Source organism: Klebsiella sp. P1927, from assembly GCF_018204675.1.
Taxonomy (GTDB): Bacteria; Pseudomonadota; Gammaproteobacteria; order Enterobacterales; family Enterobacteriaceae; genus Klebsiella; species Klebsiella pneumoniae.
In genome coordinates this window covers 3,505,395-3,521,941 of sequence record NZ_CP073377.1, presented here as the reverse complement: position 1 = coordinate 3,521,941, position 16,547 = coordinate 3,505,395, and the positions used below count along the sequence as shown (strand labels likewise).

Genomic DNA, 16,547 nt, shown 5'->3' with positions numbered 1-16,547 from the left:
AGGCCATACTGACGGTTGTAGAGTTAAGCCAGTAAAACGAGATTGCATGATGAGCGTAATGTTTGATCCTGAAACGGCGATTTATCCTTTCCCTGCTAAACCGCAGCCGCTGACCGTCGACGAAAAGCAGTTTTACCGCGAAAAAATCAAGCGCCTGCTGCGCGAGCGCGATGCCGTGATGGTGGCGCATTACTACACCGATCCTGAAATTCAACAGCTGGCGGAAGAGACCGGCGGCTGTATCGCCGACTCGCTGGAGATGGCGCGCTTTGGCGCCCGCCATTCGGCCTCCACGCTGCTGGTCGCCGGAGTGCGTTTTATGGGGGAAACAGCCAAAATCCTCAGCCCGGAAAAGACCATTTTGATGCCGACCCTGAACGCCGAGTGTTCATTGGATCTGGGCTGTCCGATTGAGGAATTCAACGCCTTTTGCGACGCCCATCCTGACCGCACCGTCGTGGTCTATGCCAATACGTCCGCCGCGGTGAAGGCCCGCGCCGACTGGGTGGTGACCTCCAGCATCGCCGTGGAACTCATTGACCATCTGGATAGTCTTGGTCAAAAGATCCTCTGGGCGCCGGACCGCCACCTTGGGCGTTACGTTCAGCGTCAGACCGGCGCAGACGTGCTGTGCTGGCAGGGGGCGTGCATCGTGCACGACGAGTTTAAAACCCAGGCGTTGATGCGGATGAAGGCTCTGCATCCCGAAGCCGCCGTGCTGGTCCATCCCGAGTCGCCGCAGGCGATCGTTGAGATGGCCGATGCCGTAGGCTCCACCAGCCAGCTGATTGCGGCGGCGAAAAGCCTGCCCCAGCGCCAGCTGATCGTGGCCACCGATCGCGGTATTTTCTATAAAATGCAGCAGGCGGTGCCGGAGAAAACGCTGCTGGAAGCGCCCACCGCCGGCGAAGGAGCGACCTGTCGCAGCTGCGCGCATTGTCCGTGGATGGCGATGAATGGCCTGAAAGCCATTGCCGAGGGTCTCGAGCAGGGCGGCGCTGAACATGAAATCCATGTCGACGAAGCGCTGCGAACCGGCGCATTAATTCCCCTTAACCGGATGCTGGATTTTGCGGCTACACTACGGGGATAACCTATTGTCGCGTCGCCAGACGCTGAGGGGAGGAAATGGATTTTTTTAGCACGCAGAATATTTTAGTACATATACCCATCGGCGCTGGGGGGTACGATCTCTCCTGGATAGAGGCCGTGGGGACGATTGCCGGGCTGTTGTGTATCTGGCTGGCGAGCCTGGAGAAGATCAGTAACTATGCTTTCGGGCTGGTCAACGTCACGCTGTTCGCCATCATCTTCTTTCAGATCCAGCTGTACGCCAGCCTGCTGCTGCAACTGTTCTTTTTTGCCGCTAACGTTTACGGCTGGTATGCATGGTCGCGACAAAGCAGCAACCATGAGGCTGAGCTGCAGATCCGCTGGCTGCCGCGCAGCAAAGCGCTGGGCTGGCTGGCGGCCTGCGTGGTAGCGATCGGCTTGCTGACCCTTTTTATCAACCCGTTCTTTGCTTTCCTGACGCGGATCGCGGTCAGCCTGATGCAAGCGCTCGGTTTGCAGGTCACTATGCCGGAACTGCAGCCGGATGCTTTCCCGTTCTGGGACTCCTGTATGACGGTGCTGTCGGTGGTGGCGATGATCTTAATGACCCGCAAGTATGTTGAAAACTGGCTGCTGTGGGTGATCGTCAACGTGATAAGCGTGGTGATTTTTGCCCGTCAGGGCGTCTATGCCATGTCGCTGGAATACCTCTTGCTGACGTTCATTGCGTTGAACGGCAGCCGGATGTGGATAAACAGCGCGCGTGAGCGAGGTTCTCACGCGTTTTCTGGCTAATGGTGGTGGTGATGATCGTGCCCGGCGTGCATCGTGTTGAGATGGCACTCCGGGCCGCTGCAGGGCTGGTACTCCATCTGCACCGTGGCATGCGCAATTTCATATTTATGTTCCAGGAAATGCAGGATGCGGTTGAGTAACGCGTCATGATCGTGCGGTGGAACGACCTGTACATGGAGCGTCATCACCGGTTTTTCCCCCACCAGCCAGACGTGGACGTGGTGAACATCGCGTACCTCCGGGATAGAGCGACGGATATCCCGCTGCAGGGCCGCCACATCCAGCGAACGCGGCGCGCCTTCCAGCAATTCATTCAGACTCTCTTTCAGTAATCGCCAGGCACTACGTAATACCAGGCAGGAAACCAGCACGGAAAGAATCGGGTCGACAGGCGTCCAGCCGGTGGTGAGGATCACCACGGCCGCCACGATCGCGCCGACCGAGCCCAGCAGGTCGCCAAGCACGTGTAGCGCTGCGGCGCGTACGTTAAGATTCCGCTCCTCGCTACCCCGATGTAGGATCCAAAACGCCAGCACGTTGGCCAGCAGACCGGCGACTGCAATGACCATCATCGTCACGCCGGCTACCGGCTGCGGATGCTGGAAGCGCTGAATCGCCTCCCAGACAATCAGCATGGTGATCACCACCAGAGCAATAGCATTGAGAAACGCCGCCAGGGTGGTTAAACGCAACCAGCCAAAGGTATGGCGGGCATTTGGTGGGCGGCTGGCGAAGCGAACCGCCAGCAGCGCAAACAGCAGAGCGGCGGAGTCGGTGAGCATATGGCCGGCATCCGCCAGCAGGGCCAGCGAGCCGGAGATCGCGCCGCCGACGGCTTCAATCAGCATAAAGCCGGCGGTGACGATAAACGCCCATAGCAGCCGGCGGGCGTTGCTGTTATCCGGAGCCTGGACAGAGGAGTGCGAATGCGAGTGCGCCATAGTGTCGTCCCTTAATACTTATCATTATTACGCTATGACATCATAAACAGAGAGCGATAAAAAACGAAGAAAAGGCGAGACCGGCTCGCCTTTTCTTCGATCTGCCCACCTCATGTGTTACTGGGTGGTGCCGTCGGTTTTGCTGTTGTCTTGGGTCGTATTGCCGCCGTTGTCCAGTTTTTTACCGGTGTCCGGACAGCGGCCGTCTTTACACATCGAGTTTTTATGTACCTCATCGCTCGACATATTATCCTGGGTCATCGTCGAGCCCGTGGTGCCCCCAGAGCCAGAGTTGATCTGACTATTGTCCACGTTGTTCGGCGCCACGTTCTCACGGGCATCCGGCGCCACCTGACCGGCATCCGCGGAAGAGTTGGCCTGGCCATTATTGGACTGGGCGCCGGTGTCTGCCGCCAGGGCCGCGCCGCTGGCAAGACCTAAGGTGGCGGTGAGCAAAAGGGTCGTCAGTTTTTTCATATTCATCGGATACTCCTGTTAAGCCGGGAAGGGGAAATGCGCTTCCCGCGGTGAGTGTGCCAGGGATCTGACTCGCTATGGTTTAAGACTCCGCAGACGATCGCAGTGTCACTATATAATCCTGAAACGTAAGACTTAATTAGCTTTAACAGTTAAATATTGTAGTTCATGAGCCTGGTTTCGCTACTTTATGGCGTATTTTTGCCTATTTCCAGGATTATTCCATCACTACTGTAAAATCACGTTTACACTATTTCAGCGAAGAGATAGATTGGAGGGATTGCATTTCATTGAATAAGTATGGCCACGCTGGAAATAAGATGAATTATCAGAACGACGATTTACGCATTAAAGAGATCAACGAATTATTACCTCCCGTTGCGCTCCTGGAAAAATTCCCTGCTACCGAAAATGCTGCAAACACCGTTGCACATGCTCGCAAAGCGATCCATCAGATCCTCAAAGGCGACGATGACCGTCTGCTGGTGGTGATTGGGCCTTGTTCTATTCACGATCCGGCAGCGGCGAAAGAGTATGCCGCCCGCCTGCTGACCCTGCGCGAGGCGCTGAAGGGCGAGCTCGAGATCGTCATGCGGGTCTATTTTGAAAAACCGCGCACCACCGTCGGCTGGAAAGGGCTCATCAACGATCCCCATATGGATAACAGCTTCCGCATCAACGACGGGTTGCGCATCGCGCGCAAACTGCTGCTGGACATTAACGACAGCGGCCTGCCGGCGGCGGGGGAATTCCTCGATATGATCACCCCGCAGTATGTCGCCGATCTGATGAGCTGGGGCGCCATTGGCGCGCGAACCACCGAATCCCAGGTGCACCGTGAGCTCGCCTCCGGACTCTCCTGCCCGGTGGGCTTTAAAAACGGTACCGATGGCACCATCAAGGTGGCTATCGATGCGATTAACGCCGCCGGCGCGCCGCACTGTTTCCTGTCGGTCACCAAGTGGGGCCACTCCGCCATCGTGAATACCAGCGGTAACGGCGACTGTCATATTATTTTGCGCGGCGGCAAAGAGCCTAACTACAGCGCGAAGCACGTGGCGGAGGTGAAAATCGGTCTGGCGAAAGCGGGTCTTCCGGCCCAGGTGATGATCGACTTCAGCCATGCCAACTCCAGCAAGCAGTTCAAGAAGCAGATGGAAGTGGGCGCCGACGTATGCCAGCAGATCGCCGGCGGCGAGCGCGCCATTATGGGCGTGATGATTGAAAGCCATCTGGTGGAAGGCAACCAGAGCCTCGAGAGCGGTGAACCGCTGACCTACGGCAAGAGCGTCACCGACGCCTGCATCGGCTGGGAGGATACCGAAACGATCCTGCGTCAGCTGGCGGAAGCGGTGAAAACCCGCCGCGGCTAAGCTACTCCGCGCTAGCGCAGGTCATAAAAAAAGCGTGGAGATTTCCACGCTTTTTTGTTCTCACCAGGAGAAATTACTTCGCTTTACCCTGGTTGGCGACGGCAGCCGCTTTCGCCGCGATCTCTTCCGCGTTGCCCAGATAGTAATGTTTGATCGGCTTGAAGTTTTCATCGAACTCATATACCAGCGGTACGCCGGTCGGGATGTTCAGTTCGAGGATCTCGTCTTCGCCCATGTTGTCGAGGTATTTCACCAGCGCGCGCAGGGAGTTACCGTGAGCGGCGATGATCACGCGCTCACCGCTTTTCAGGCGCGGCAGAATGGTTTCGTTCCAGTAAGGCACGACGCGGTCGATAGTCAGCGCCAGGCTTTCAGTGGTCGGCAGTTCGGCGTCGGTCAGTTTTGCATAGCGCGGATCGTGGCCCGGGTAGCGCTCGTCGTCTTTGGTCAGCTCCGGCGGAGTGACAGCGAAGCCGCGACGCCACTGTTTAACCTGCTCGTCACCATATTTCTCAGCGGTTTCCGCTTTGTTCAGGCCCTGCAGCGCGCCGTAATGACGCTCGTTCAGCTTCCAGGATTTCTCAACCGGCAGCCAGGCCTGATCCAGTTCGTCCAGCACGTTCCACAGGGTGTGGATGGCACGTTTCAGCACGGAGGTATAAGCAAAATCAAAGCTGAAGCCTTCAGCCTTCAGCAGTTTACCCGCTGCTTTTGCTTCGCTAACGCCTTTCTCGGACAGATCCACGTCGTACCAACCGGTGAAGCGGTTTTCGTTGTTCCACTGGCTTTCGCCATGACGAACCAGTACCAGCTTAGTTACAGCCATTCTCTCACTCCTCTCTACACGCCATCCCTCGCGCCGCGAACGGTGCGCTGAATGTGATGGTGTATGTGTTATTGATTGATAACTATTCTCATTATATTGCCGTGATTTGGCGCACGGCAATGCTTATCCCTAACCATAGCGAAAATAGTGGCGCAGTGTAAGGTGCTTGTAATACACAGGTTATTTTTTTGTCCTTTGGTGACGGAAAATAGAGCAGGTTGCTGAAAAAAGAGGCGGCAGAGAGGAGGGCGGGGACGAAAAGCAGCGCCCCCTGATGGAGGGCGCTGGCGATTATCGGGCGATAAACTGATATTCCGTCAGGCTGACGTACTCCTGGCCCGGACGTAATACACAGTCCGGCTGCGGCCATTGCGGATGGTTCGGCGAATCCGGCAGGAATTCGCTCTCCAGCGCCAGTCCCTGCCAGTCGGCGTAGGGCTCCGTCGTCTGCGACGGGGTGCCGCCGAGATAGTTGCCGGAGTAAAACTGCAGCGCCGGAGCGGAGGTATAGACCGTCATCTGCAGCTTGCCATCCTGCGACCAGACCTGTGCCGCAGGCTGGCTGGCGTCGCCTTTGGCATCCAGCAGGAAGGCATGATCGTATCCCTTCACCTTTTGCTGATCGGCATCCGCGAGGAAGTCGGCGGCGATGGTTTTCGGCTGGCGGAAATCAAAGCTGGTGTTAGCAACATCTTTCAGTTCGCCACCCGGGATACCGTCGCTTTCCACCGGCAGATACCTCTGGGCGAGGATCTGGAGCTGATGCTGGCGCACATCGCCCTGCTCACCGTCGAGGTTGAAATAGACGTGATTGGTCATATTCACCGGGCAGGGTTGGTCCACGGTGGCGCGATAGGTAATCGCGATGCGGTTATCGTCGGTCAGACGATAGTGCGCGGTGGCCTGCAGGGTGCCCGGAAAGCCTTGATCGCCATCGGGCGAGGTCAGGGCGAACAGCACTTCCTGCTCGTCGGCGCGGACAATGCGCCAGCGGCGCTTATCAAACCCTTCCGGGCCGCCGTGGAGCTGGTGGCCCGCGTCGTTTGACGGCGTGACGTTGACGACCTGGCCGTCAAGCGGGAAGCGGCTGTGGCCGATACGGTTGGCGTAGCGGCCTACCGAGGCGCCAAGAAATGCGGCCTGGCGAGCATAGTCTTCCAGCTTTGCGCAGCCCAGCAGCGGTCGGCGCAGGCTGCCATCGGCCAGCGGCACCTCGGCGCTGAGCAGCGTCGCGCCCCAGTCCGCCACGGTGACGGTCATCCCCGACTTATTGCGCAGGGTCACCTGCTGCCATGGCCGGCCGTCCGGGGCCAGCGCGGTGGTTTGCGTTAGCATTGCCCGGCCCCCTGTGACGGTTTGCAGACATAGAATGTCTCTTTAATACCGGTTTTCGCTTCATACTCGTTGGCAACGGCCTGCTGAACGGTATCGACCAGATCTTCCGGGATTAACGCTACCACGCAGCCGCCAAAGCCGCCGCCGGTCATGCGCACGCCGCCCTTATCGCCGATCGCGGCCTTAACGATCTCCACCAGGGTGTCGATCTGCGGGACGGTGATCTCGAAATCATCACGCATCGAGGCGTGGGACTCTGCCATCAGCTCACCCATCCGCTTCAGGTCGCCTTTTTCGAGGGCGCTGGCGGCTTCCACAGTGCGGGCATTCTCCGTCAGCACGTGGCGTACGCGCTTCGCGACCACCGGATCCAGCTCATGGGCGACGGCGTTAAATTGCTCAAGGGTGACATCGCGCAGGGCGGGCTGCTGGAAGAAGCGCGCGCCGGTTTCGCACTGTTCACGACGGGTGTTGTACTCGCTGCCGACGAGAGTACGCTTAAAGTTGCTGTTGATGATCACCACCGCCACGCCTTTCGGCATCGAGACGGCTTTGGTGCCCAGCGAACGGCAGTCGATCAGCAGCGCGTGGTCTTTTTTGCCCAGCGCTGAAATCAGCTGATCCATGATGCCGCAGTTGCAGCCGACGAACTGGTTTTCCGCCTCCTGGCCGTTGAGGGCGATTTGCGCGCCATCCAGCGGCAGATGATACAGCTGTTGGAACACGGTGCCGACGGCGACTTCCAGCGAGGCTGAGGAGCTTAACCCCGCACCCTGCGGTACATTGCCGCTGATCACCAGATCCGCGCCGCCAAAGTGGCTGTTACGCTGCTGCAGATGCTTTACCACGCCGCGGACATAGTTCGACCACTGCTGGGTGTCGTGGCTGATAATCGGCGCGTCGAGAGAGAACTCATCGGTCTGATTGTCGTAATCGGCGGCAATCACCCGCACGGTACGATCGTCGCGCGGCGCACAGCTGATCACCGTCTGGTAGTCGATAGCGCAGGGCAGCACAAAACCGTCGTTGTAATCGGTATGCTCGCCGATCAGGTTGACGCGGCCTGGCGCTTGAATGACATTGCTGGCCGGGTAGCCGAAGGCGTCAGCGAACAGGGTTTGGGTTTTCTCTTTCAGACTCATCATTACACTCCGGATTCACGAAAATGGACGTCGCTGACGGCGCGCAGTCGTTCGGCAGCTTGCTCGGCGGTCAGATCGCGCTGAGTTTCGGCCAGCATCTCATAACCAACCATAAACTTGCGGACCGTCGCGGAGCGCAGCAGCGGCGGATAAAAGTGGGCATGAAGCTGCCAGTGGTTATGGTCTTCGTCGTTAAACGGCGCGCCGTGCCAGCCCATGGAGTAGGGGAATGAGCACTGGAACAGGTTGTCGTAACGGCTGGTCAGCTTTTTCAACGCCAGTGCCAGATCGCTGCGCTGGGCGTCGGTGAGATCGGTAATGCGCTGCACGTGCGCTTTCGGCAACAGCAGCGTTTCGAACGGCCAGGCGGCCCAGTAGGGCACCACCGCCAGCCAGTGCTCGGTGTCCACCACCGTGCGGCTGCCGTCGGCCAGTTCGCGCTGCACATAGTCCAGCAGCATCGGCTGGCCCTGTGCGGCGTAATACTCTTTCTGCAGACGGTCTTCCCGTTCCGCTTCATTGGGCAGGAAACTGTTGGCCCACACCTGACCATGCGGGTGAGGGTTGGAGCAGCCCATCGCTGCCCCTTTGTTTTCAAAAACCTGCACCCACGGGTAGCTTTTCCCGAGGTCCGCGGTCTGTTCCTGCCACGTTTTAACCACGTCTTCCAGCGCTTCAAGGCTCAGTTCCGGCAGCGTTTTGCTGTGGTCTGGCGAGAAGCAGATCACCCGACTGGTGCCGCGGGCGCTCTGGCAGCGCATCAGCGGATCGTCACTCTCCGGTGCGTCCGGGGTGTCGGTCATCAGGGCCGCAAAGTCGTTGGTAAATACGTAGGTACCGGTGTAATTCGGGTTGGTGTCGCCGGTCACCCGGGTGTTGCCCGGGCACAGGAAACAGTCCGGATCGTGGGCCGGCAAGGTCTGTTTTGCCGGCGTTTCCTGCGCCCCCTGCCAGGGGCGCTTGGCGCGATGCGGAGAAACCAGAATCCACTGTCCGGTTAACGGGTTATAACGACGATGTGGATGGTCAACGGGGTTAAATACGCTCATGAAGGTTCCTTAGTCTGGATAACCCTGCGGATGACGGGACTGCCAGTGCCAGGTGTCCTGCGCCATTTCGTCCAGGTTGCGCGTTACGCGCCAGTTCAGCTCGCGGTCGGCCTTGGCAGCATCCGCCCAGTAGGCCGGGAGGTCGCCATCGCGGCGCGGCGCGAAATGGTAGTTAATGGGTTTGCCGCAGGCCTTGCTGAAAGCATTGACTACGTCGAGCACGCTGCTGCCGACGCCGGCGCCAAGGTTGTAGATATGCACCCCGGCTTTGTCAGCCAGTTTTTCCATGGCCGCGACGTGGCCATCGGCGAGGTCCATCACATGGATGTAATCGCGCACGCCGGTACCATCTTCGGTCGGATAGTCGTTACCAAAAATGGCCAGCGATTCGCGACGGCCAACGGCGACCTGGGCGATGTAGGGCATCAGGTTGTTCGGGATCCCCTGCGGGTCTTCCCCCATGTCGCCCGACGGGTGGGCGCCGACCGGGTTGAAGTAGCGCAGCAGGGCAATGCTCCACTCCGGCTGGGCTTTCTGCAGGTCGGTCAGGATCTGCTCCACCATCAGCTTGCTTTTGCCGTAGGGGCTTTGCGGGGTGCCGGTCGGGAAGCTTTCGACATACGGGATTTTCGGCTGATCGCCGTAGACGGTAGCGGAGGAGCTAAAGATAAAGTTCTTCACGCCAGCGGCGCGCATGGCAGAGACTAATTTCAGTGTGCCGGTGACGTTATTGTCGTAATATTCCAGCGGCTTGGCGACGGACTCCCCGACGGCTTTCAGCCCGGCGAAGTGGATCACTGCCTCAATGGCGTGATCGTGGAGGATCTCCGTCATCAGCGCTTCGTTACGAATATCGCCTTCAATAAAGGTGGCTTCTTTGCCGCCGAGACGTTCAATCACCGGTAGTACGCTGCGCTTGCTGTTGCAGAGATTGTCGAGGATCACCACCTCGTGTCCCTGCTGCAGCAGTTGAACGCAGGTATGACTTCCAATGTAACCGCTACCACCTGTAACCAGAACTTTCATGATTCGCTCCATTCGGCTTATCGTTTGTGAGGAAGATAGCATATCAAAGAAGTGAAAAGTGTGACATAGGGCAAGTTAGTGGAATCGTTTACACTCAAGGGCGAAATGATATCATTGAATATATTTTGCTTTAAAAACATGTCATTATATTATTTTGGCGCTATTTTTCTGAAAAATACCAGGGATCTTTCGATCCCCGGCAGGGGGCGTCAGGCCACGGGGCCGAGCTGATAAGTGTAACCGTCTCCACTGGGAACGAACGCCAGGCGATGGGTAATACAGTCCGGGGCATCTTCCGCATGGTGCGAGACAAACAGCAGCTGTGTGGCCCCTTCGCCAATCAACACGTCGACAAAGCGGCGCACTAGCTGGCGGTTGAGGGGGTCCAGCCCCTGCAGCGGTTCATCGAGGATCAGCAGGGTTGGATGCTTCACCAGCGCGCGGACGATAAGCGCCAGCCGCTGCTGGCCCCACGACAGACTGTGAAACGGCGCGTCGGCGGTGCGCTTATCGATGCCGAGAATATCCAGCCATTGCTGCACCAGCTTATGCTGCTTGTCGGAGACCGCCTGATAAATGCCGATCGAGTCAAAATAGCCCGACAGGATGACGTTGCGGACGTTGGTGCTGACCCGGTAGTCCAGATGCAGGCTGCTGCTGACGTAGCCGATATGCTTTTTAATATCCCAGATGGTCTCACCGCTGCCGCGCCGGCGGCCAAAGAGCGTGAGATCGTTGCTGTAGCCCTGCGGATGATCCCCGGTGACCAGGCTCAGCAGCGTAGATTTACCGGCGCCGTTGGGACCGACGATCTGCCAGTGTTCGCCTGGATTCACGGTCCATGAGAGGTGATTGATGACCGGGCGATCGTTATAGGAGACCACGCCGTCGTTGAGCACGATACGCGGCGCCGAGTCTGCCAGCGCATGACGGGCCGGTGGGACATCCGGCTCCGGCAGGGTGATGCCGTCCAGTTTTTCACTGTGCGCCAGCTGGGCGACCAGCGCCTGCTGCAGCAGGGAAGACTTCTCGCCGGTCTCGCTGAGGGTGCAGTCAGCCAGCACGCCGGCGAATTGCACAAACTCCGGGATCTCATCGAAACGGTTGAGCACCAGCACCAGGGTGATGCCGGCGCTGTGCAGGTCGGCCAGCAGGGCAGCCAGCTGCTGGCGGGAGTTGACGTCGAGACCGTCGAAAGGTTCATCGAGGATCAGCAGTTGCGGATCGGTCATCAGGGCCTGACACAGCAGGGTCTTACGCGTTTCCCCGGTCGACAGGTATTTAAACCGGCGGTCCAGCAGGGCGCTGATGCCAAACTGTTCAGCCAGGCGCGCGCAGCGGGCAGGATCTTTCACCTCATCCTGGATAATCTCCGCGGTGGTGCGGCCGGTATCTTCTTCGCCTGGGCTGAGCAGGTCGGTGTTATTGCGCTGCCACTCGTCGCTGACCAGCTTCTGCAACTGTTCGAAGGAGAGGCGGGTCACGCGGGAGAAATGGCTTTCGCGCTGGCCGCTGAGCAGGGGCAGGTCGCCGGCCAGGGCTCGCGCGAGGGCGGATTTGCCGCTGCCGTTGCTGCCGACGAACGCCCAGCTTTCACCCGCCGCCACGCTCAGGTGGTCTATTTTTAAGGTCTTTGTATCGCTCAGGCGAAACGTGCCTTGCGAAATTTGCAATGATGACATGATGTATCCCATTTTTTGCAGCGATGTGCATCAGGGATACGACTTCAGGCGCGTAATGTCAATGGGGTCAGCATAACGTCGCGAGAATGATGCGATCGGCATTGAAGTAAGCGATCGCCTCCGTTCCTTCCGCCAGGCCAGCGGCCTGCGCCTGTGGCAGGGTGGCGCACAGGGTTTGACCGTCCGCCAGGGTCATCAGTACTTCGCACTGTCCGGACCCGCATTCGATATGACTGATACGTCCCGACAGCTGGTTATCGGCCTGGCGGGCTGCTGCGGGATCGAGGGTGATGCCGACCCATGGCGCTTTGAGCAGGACCAGCACCTCCTGGCCCTCATCGAGTCCCAGCTTCTCAGCGCTTTGCGCGGTGATGGCGACGTTCAGGCGGGTTTTTCCGTCAGCCAACAGTACTTCCACGTGCTGCTGCACCTGCTGGCGATCGCGGCCGGTAATGGTGCCGAACCACTGGTTGCGGGCGCTGGTCTGCAGGGAAAAGCGCGAGATGGCCGCCAGCAGGCTATCCAGCGGCAGGGCATCGTCATCGCTGAGTACATCAAACGCTTTCTGCTGGATCTGCGCCAGCAGATCGTACAGCTGGATCAGACGCTGCCCGTAGCGGGTCAGCACCGCGCCGCCGCCGCCCTTTCCGCCGGTGGCGCGATCCACCAGCGGCTGTTCGCTGAGCTGGTTCATCTCATTGATGGCATCCCAAGCGCTCTTATAGCTGATACCCGCATGCTTCGCCCCCTGGCTTATCGAACCGGTCTGGTCAATCTGTTTGAGCAGGGCGATCCGCCGCGGATCGGCAAACAGGCGCTGCTGTAGCTTAAGGGTGAGAAGAATTTCGGCCTGCATAATCGTTTCCTGACAAAAAAGGGTATTGTGACCGATAGTCGCCCACTTGCAAAACCTCTCTGCGCGGTTGGTCATTACCCACCGCACAAATGGGACGTGTTTTTTCGGCTGAAATCGTTACAATCAGGAAATCATACTATCTGGAGTGAACCATGTTAGAGCTTTTGAAAAGTCTGGTTTTTGCGGTCATCATGGTACCGGTGGTGATGGCGGTCATCCTGGGACTGATTTACGGTCTTGGCGAAGTGTTCAACCTCTTCTCCGGCGTAGGCCACAAAGATCGCAGCCAGCAAAATCACTGATTTCCCGGCGCCCGGTTTAACCGGGCGCTGTGCTATTTCCCTCCTGTATCATTTCCCTTCGTTTTATTGTCCTGTATCACTATAAAAACGCTTCGCATATCGTTATATTATCGACTACATAACGCATTGACAGGAGAGTAAGATGGCAGGTTCTTGGTTACGCGGGGTTGTCGGGGTATCACTCACGCTGTGCGTCGCGGGTCAGGCGCTGGCGGCAGAGGGTAAAGTGACCGTTTTCGCCGCCGCATCGTTAACCAACGCGATGCAGGATATTGCCCAGGCGTACAAGAAAGAAAAAAACGTCGAGGTCGTGTCGTCGTTTGCCTCGTCGTCGACGCTGGCGCGGCAGATAGAAGCGGGTGCGCCAGCGGACCTGTTTATCTCCGCCGATCAGAAATGGATGGATTACGCGGCAGATAAAAAGGCCATCGTTCCGGCAACCCGCGCCACTCTGCTTGGCAACAGCCTGGTGGTGGTCGCGCCGAAAGCCAGTGCGCAGGGGGCGATAACCATTGATGAGAAAACCGACTGGACCAGCCTGCTGAAAGGAGGCCGTCTGGCGGTGGGCGATCCACAGCATGTCCCGGCCGGTATCTATGCCAAAGAAGCACTGCAGAAACTCGGTGCCTGGGAGACGTTGTCGCCGAAGCTCGCCCCGGCTGAAGACGTGCGCGGTGCGCTGGCGCTGGTGGAGCGCAACGAAGCGCCGCTGGGGATTGTCTATGGCTCCGATGCCGTGGCCAGCAAGGGGGTGAAAGTGGTCGGCACCTTCCCGGAAGCCTCGCATCAGAAAGTCGAGTACCCGCTGGCGATTGTCGATGGGCACCGCAATGCGGCTGTGAGCGCCTTCTATGACTACCTGAAAGGGCCGGAAGCGTCCGCTATCTTTAAACGTTACGGATTTACCACCCGCTGATGTTTCTGAGCGAACCCGAATGGCAGGCGGTGCTGCTGAGCCTGAAAGTCTCCTCCCTGGCGGTGGCCTTGAGCTTGCCCTTTGGCATCTTTTTTTCCTGGCTGCTGGTTCGGCGCACCTTTCCCGGCAAGGCGCTGCTCGACAGTATTCTCCATTTACCGCTGGTGCTGCCTCCGGTGGTGGTGGGGTACCTGCTGCTGGTGGCCATGGGGCGGCGCGGGTTTATTGGCAGCTGGCTGTATGACTGGTTCGGCATCAGCTTTGCTTTTAGCTGGCGCGGGGCGGTGCTGGCGGCGGCGGTGATGTCTTTCCCGCTGATGGTGCGCGCCATTCGCCTGGCGCTGGAAGGGGTGGACGTCAAACTGGAGCAAGCGGCGAGAACCCTCGGGGCCAGCCGCTGGCGGGTATTTTTGACCATTACGTTGCCGTTGACTCTGCCGGGGATTATTGTCGGCACGGTGCTGGCCTTCGCCCGCTCGTTAGGGGAGTTTGGCGCGACCATCACGTTCGTCTCCAATATTCCCGGTGAAACGCGCACCCTCCCTTCGGCGATGTACACCTTGATTCAAACCCCGGGCGGGGAGGGGGCGGCGGCCCGCCTCTGCCTCATCGCCATCGGTCTGGCGCTGGTTTCGCTGCTGATTTCGGAATGGCTGGCCCGCGTGAGCCGCCAGCGCATGGGAGGATAATGATGCTGGAGCTGGACTTTACCCAGACCCTCGGTAGCCACTGCCTGCAGATCCGTGAAACTCTGCCCGCCAGCGGGATCACCGCCGTCTTTGGCGTCTCCGGCGCTGGCAAAACCTCGTTTATTAACGCCATCAGCGGCCTGACCCGACCCCAGGCGGGGCGGATCGTGCTCAATGGCCGGGTGCTGAACGACACCGCGCAGCGTATCTGCCTGGCGCCGGAGCAGCGCCGTATCGGCTATGTCTTTCAGGATGCGCGCCTGTTTCCCCATTATAAAGTGCGCGGCAATCTGCAGTATGGGATGGCGAAATCCATGGTCAGCCAGTTCGATAAGCTGGTGGATCTGCTGGGGATTGCGCCCTTGCTGGATCGTCTGCCGGGCCGGTTATCCGGCGGCGAAAAGCAGCGAGTGGCTATCGGCCGCGCCCTGCTGACCGCGCCGGAGCTGCTGCTGCTGGATGAGCCGCTGGCCTCGCTGGACATTCCGCGCAAACGCGAGCTATTGCCCTACCTGCAGCGGCTGGCGCAGGAGATTCATATTCCGATGCTTTACGTCAGCCACTCGCTGGATGAGATCCAGCATCTGGCCGATCGTGTGCTGGTGCTGGAGGCCGGTAAGGTGAAAGCTTTCGGTCCGCTGGAGGAGGTCTGGAGCAGCAGCGTGATGCACCCCTGGCTGCCGGCGGAGCAGCAGAGTACTATCCTTAGCGCCACCGTCGCCGCGCAGCACCCGCAGTATGCGATGACGGCCCTGGCGCTGGGGGACCAGTTGCTGTGGGTCAACCGGCTCGAACGTCCCGCAGGCGACACCGCACGGATCCGCATTCAGGCGTCGGACGTTTCGCTGACACTGGCCCAGCCGTCCGGGACCAGCATCCGCAATATCTTGCGCGCCGAGGTGGTTCAGTATCTGGAGGTCAACGGACAGATTGAAGTGCAGCTCAGAGTGAGTGGCCGTCTGCTATGGGCCAGGATTAGCCCATGGGCGCGGGACGACCTGGCGATAGCGCCAGGTCAGCAGGTGTTTGCCCAGATTAAAAGCGTGTCGATCGCCGCCTGATTACAGCAGTTGGCGGTAGATAAACTCGGCGATGCTGGTGGACTCATTGTCGCCGATGACTATGTTGGCGCGGGCTTTCACCTCGTCCACCGCGTTGCCCATCGCCACCCCGGTGCCCGCCGCTTCCAGCATGCTAAGATCGTTGTAGTTATCGCCGAAGGCCACCACATCCTGCATCGACAGCCCCTGGTCGGCCACCCATTGCGCCAGGCGTTTGCCTTTGCTGTTGCCGGCGCGCGCGATATCCACCTGATCGTGCCACGACCATTCGCACTCGAGGCCCAGCGTCTCGCCAACCTGCTGCGCAAACCGCTGCAGGCGGGGAATGTCGTCATCGGTGAGAGCGAATTTCCATACCGCGTTAACTTCGCGAACCGCCTGCGCCAGCGAATCGACCTGAGCGAAAACCGGACGCTGATCTTCCGGTAACGCCTGCGCCCAGTTGCGGGTGCGGATCACATGCCCGGTGGGGTGTTCATAAAGCATCGCGTCGTCCACATATGCCAGGCCGTGGATCTGCTGTTTGGCGAGCATGGCAGTGAGGCTTACCGCTTGCTCCACCGGCATAGGATCGGCGGCCAAAACCTTTTTTGCGTGATAATCATACAAATAGGTGCCATTACAACAAATTGCAGGTGTATCGAGAGCCAGTGCCTGATAAAAAGGATGGATAGCGACGTGATGACGTCCGGTGACGACGATGACCTGATAGCCTGCCTCTCTGGCGCGGGCCAGCGCCTCCAGCGAAGCGGGCAGAATGGTTTTTTTGCTGGTAAGCAGGGTGCCGTCTAAATCCAGGGCAATCACGCGTGTTGTCATGTGTTATTTCCGGTTGATGTTGAAAAGTGACCTGGCCATGATGGTACACCGCCGTGGCGTCAGGACCAATTTTTCCACATCTGCCGTGAATGTCTGTATGCCCTTTGTGCCGCCGTCCGGCGGAAATTCGGCGGACGATGCGAGTATCATGGGCGGATGTCTTATAATTTTCAGGGTGCTGTTATCCTGAAAATGAAAATTCCAC

The 16,547-nt window shown here is 58.8% G+C and carries 17 protein-coding genes; 7 read left to right on the top strand and 10 right to left on the bottom strand.

The window, feature by feature from the left end:
* Nucleotides 1–49: 49 nt before the first annotated feature.
* Entirely contained in the window at nt 50–1,093 is a 1,044-nt protein-coding gene (gene nadA, locus KB892_RS17865; RefSeq protein ID WP_002895074.1) for a quinolinate synthase NadA, read from the top strand.
* 35 nt (nt 1,094–1,128) lie between these two features.
* On the top strand, nt 1,129–1,848 hold the full coding sequence (gene pnuC, locus KB892_RS17860) for a nicotinamide riboside transporter PnuC (RefSeq protein WP_004151689.1): 720 nt from the start codon (nt 1,129–1,131) through the stop codon (nt 1,846–1,848).
* Here the strand turns inward: pnuC and zitB are convergent.
* Together zitB and KB892_RS17850 are read right to left on the bottom strand one after the other, a co-directional pair.
* The gene (gene zitB, locus KB892_RS17855; RefSeq protein ID WP_004147641.1) at nt 1,845–2,789 is read right to left on the bottom strand and encodes a CDF family zinc transporter ZitB; all 945 of its coding nucleotides are present in this window, start codon (nt 2,787–2,789) and stop codon (nt 1,845–1,847) included. The genes pnuC and zitB overlap by 4 nt on opposite strands.
* A 117-nt stretch (nt 2,790–2,906) precedes the next feature.
* Nucleotides 2,907–3,272 carry a YbgS-like family protein gene (locus KB892_RS17850; RefSeq protein ID WP_002895084.1) on the bottom strand — a complete coding sequence of 122 codons (366 nt, stop codon included), beginning with the start codon at nt 3,270–3,272 and terminating at the stop codon, nt 2,907–2,909.
* Between the two features lie 314 nt (nt 3,273–3,586).
* On the opposite strand from KB892_RS17850, the gene aroG reads away from it, so the two are divergent.
* Complete coding sequence (gene aroG / locus KB892_RS17845; RefSeq protein WP_002895086.1) at nt 3,587–4,639, top strand: 3-deoxy-7-phosphoheptulonate synthase AroG; 1,053 nt, start codon at nt 3,587–3,589, stop codon at nt 4,637–4,639.
* Nucleotides 4,640–4,712: 73 nt separating this feature from the next.
* Here the strand turns inward: aroG and gpmA are convergent, their stop codons facing one another.
* The 7 genes from gpmA to modE form a co-directional block, all read right to left on the bottom strand.
* Nucleotides 4,713–5,465, bottom strand: a complete 753-nt coding sequence (gene gpmA / locus KB892_RS17840) for a 2,3-diphosphoglycerate-dependent phosphoglycerate mutase (RefSeq protein WP_002895089.1) — start codon at nt 5,463–5,465, stop codon at nt 4,713–4,715.
* 291 nt (nt 5,466–5,756) lie between these two features.
* Nucleotides 5,757–6,800 (bottom strand): galactose-1-epimerase, encoded by a 1,044-nt coding sequence (gene galM / locus KB892_RS17835; RefSeq protein ID WP_004151691.1) that lies wholly within the window; start codon nt 6,798–6,800, stop codon nt 5,757–5,759.
* Nucleotides 6,794–7,942 (bottom strand): galactokinase, encoded by a 1,149-nt coding sequence (gene galK, locus KB892_RS17830; protein WP_002895144.1) that lies wholly within the window; start codon nt 7,940–7,942, stop codon nt 6,794–6,796. Before galK ends, galM begins: the two co-directional genes overlap by 7 nt.
* A 2-nt stretch (nt 7,943–7,944) precedes the next feature.
* Nucleotides 7,945–8,991, bottom strand: coding sequence for a galactose-1-phosphate uridylyltransferase (gene galT, locus KB892_RS17825; protein ID WP_002895147.1), 1,047 nt, complete (start codon nt 8,989–8,991; stop codon nt 7,945–7,947).
* 9 nt (nt 8,992–9,000) lie between these two features.
* Nucleotides 9,001–10,017 carry a UDP-glucose 4-epimerase GalE gene (gene galE / locus KB892_RS17820; protein ID WP_002895150.1) on the bottom strand — a complete coding sequence of 339 codons (1,017 nt, stop codon included), beginning with the start codon at nt 10,015–10,017 and terminating at the stop codon, nt 9,001–9,003.
* 209 nt (nt 10,018–10,226) lie between these two features.
* Nucleotides 10,227–11,699 carry a molybdate ABC transporter ATP-binding protein ModF gene (modF, locus tag KB892_RS17815; protein WP_002895152.1) on the bottom strand — a complete coding sequence of 491 codons (1,473 nt, stop codon included), beginning with the start codon at nt 11,697–11,699 and terminating at the stop codon, nt 10,227–10,229.
* 67 nt (nt 11,700–11,766) lie between these two features.
* On the bottom strand, nt 11,767–12,555 hold the full coding sequence (gene modE, locus KB892_RS17810) for a molybdenum-dependent transcriptional regulator (RefSeq protein WP_002895154.1): 789 nt from the start codon (nt 12,553–12,555) through the stop codon (nt 11,767–11,769).
* A 152-nt stretch (nt 12,556–12,707) separates the two neighbouring features.
* Between modE and KB892_RS17805 the strand changes: the two genes are divergently transcribed.
* From KB892_RS17805 to modC, 4 genes are all read left to right on the top strand, one after another.
* Nucleotides 12,708–12,857: an AcrZ family multidrug efflux pump-associated protein gene (locus tag KB892_RS17805; protein ID WP_002895156.1), complete on the top strand. Its 150-nt coding sequence runs from the start codon at nt 12,708–12,710 to the stop codon at nt 12,855–12,857.
* Nucleotides 12,858–12,999: 142 nt separating this feature from the next.
* The gene (modA, locus tag KB892_RS17800) at nt 13,000–13,773 is read left to right on the top strand and encodes a molybdate ABC transporter substrate-binding protein (RefSeq protein WP_004151692.1); all 774 of its coding nucleotides are present in this window, start codon (nt 13,000–13,002) and stop codon (nt 13,771–13,773) included.
* Entirely contained in the window at nt 13,773–14,462 is a 690-nt protein-coding gene (modB, locus tag KB892_RS17795; protein WP_002895159.1) for a molybdate ABC transporter permease subunit, read from the top strand. Before modA ends, modB begins: the two co-directional genes overlap by 1 nt.
* A gap of 2 nt (nt 14,463–14,464) precedes the next feature.
* A complete protein-coding gene (modC, locus tag KB892_RS17790; protein ID WP_002895161.1) occupies nt 14,465–15,523 on the top strand; it encodes a molybdenum ABC transporter ATP-binding protein ModC in 1,059 nt (352 codons plus the stop codon).
* On the opposite strand, the gene KB892_RS17785 is transcribed toward modC, so the two are convergent.
* Entirely contained in the window at nt 15,524–16,342 is an 819-nt protein-coding gene (locus KB892_RS17785; RefSeq protein WP_002895164.1) for a pyridoxal phosphatase, read from the bottom strand.
* Nucleotides 16,343–16,547 lie beyond the last annotated feature (205 nt).

Excerpts from the sequence above, each read along its gene's own strand:
- galT (WP_002895147.1), bottom strand. The coding sequence starts at position 8,991 with ATGAGCGTATTTAACCCCGTTGACCATCCACATCGTCGTTATAACCCG.
- KB892_RS17850 (WP_002895084.1), bottom strand. The coding sequence starts at position 3,272 with ATGAATATGAAAAAACTGACGACCCTTTTGCTCACCGCCACCTTAGGT.
- modA (WP_004151692.1), top strand. The coding sequence starts at position 13,000 with ATGGCAGGTTCTTGGTTACGCGGGGTTGTCGGGGTATCACTCACGCTG.
- modC (WP_002895161.1), top strand. The coding sequence starts at position 14,465 with ATGCTGGAGCTGGACTTTACCCAGACCCTCGGTAGCCACTGCCTGCAG.
- KB892_RS17805 (WP_002895156.1), top strand. The coding sequence starts at position 12,708 with ATGTTAGAGCTTTTGAAAAGTCTGGTTTTTGCGGTCATCATGGTACCG.
- modB (WP_002895159.1), top strand. The coding sequence starts at position 13,773 with ATGTTTCTGAGCGAACCCGAATGGCAGGCGGTGCTGCTGAGCCTGAAA.
- galE (WP_002895150.1), bottom strand. The coding sequence starts at position 10,017 with ATGAAAGTTCTGGTTACAGGTGGTAGCGGTTACATTGGAAGTCATACC.
- pnuC (WP_004151689.1), top strand. The coding sequence starts at position 1,129 with ATGGATTTTTTTAGCACGCAGAATATTTTAGTACATATACCCATCGGC.
- zitB (WP_004147641.1), bottom strand. The coding sequence starts at position 2,789 with ATGGCGCACTCGCATTCGCACTCCTCTGTCCAGGCTCCGGATAACAGC.
- nadA (WP_002895074.1), top strand. The coding sequence starts at position 50 with ATGAGCGTAATGTTTGATCCTGAAACGGCGATTTATCCTTTCCCTGCT.
- galK (WP_002895144.1), bottom strand. The coding sequence starts at position 7,942 with ATGAGTCTGAAAGAGAAAACCCAAACCCTGTTCGCTGACGCCTTCGGC.
- KB892_RS17785 (WP_002895164.1), bottom strand. The coding sequence starts at position 16,342 with ATGACAACACGCGTGATTGCCCTGGATTTAGACGGCACCCTGCTTACC.
- modE (WP_002895154.1), bottom strand. The coding sequence starts at position 12,555 with ATGCAGGCCGAAATTCTTCTCACCCTTAAGCTACAGCAGCGCCTGTTT.
- gpmA (WP_002895089.1), bottom strand. The coding sequence starts at position 5,465 with ATGGCTGTAACTAAGCTGGTACTGGTTCGTCATGGCGAAAGCCAGTGG.
- modF (WP_002895152.1), bottom strand. The coding sequence starts at position 11,699 with ATGTCATCATTGCAAATTTCGCAAGGCACGTTTCGCCTGAGCGATACA.
- aroG (WP_002895086.1), top strand. The coding sequence starts at position 3,587 with ATGAATTATCAGAACGACGATTTACGCATTAAAGAGATCAACGAATTA.
- galM (WP_004151691.1), bottom strand. The coding sequence starts at position 6,800 with ATGCTAACGCAAACCACCGCGCTGGCCCCGGACGGCCGGCCATGGCAG.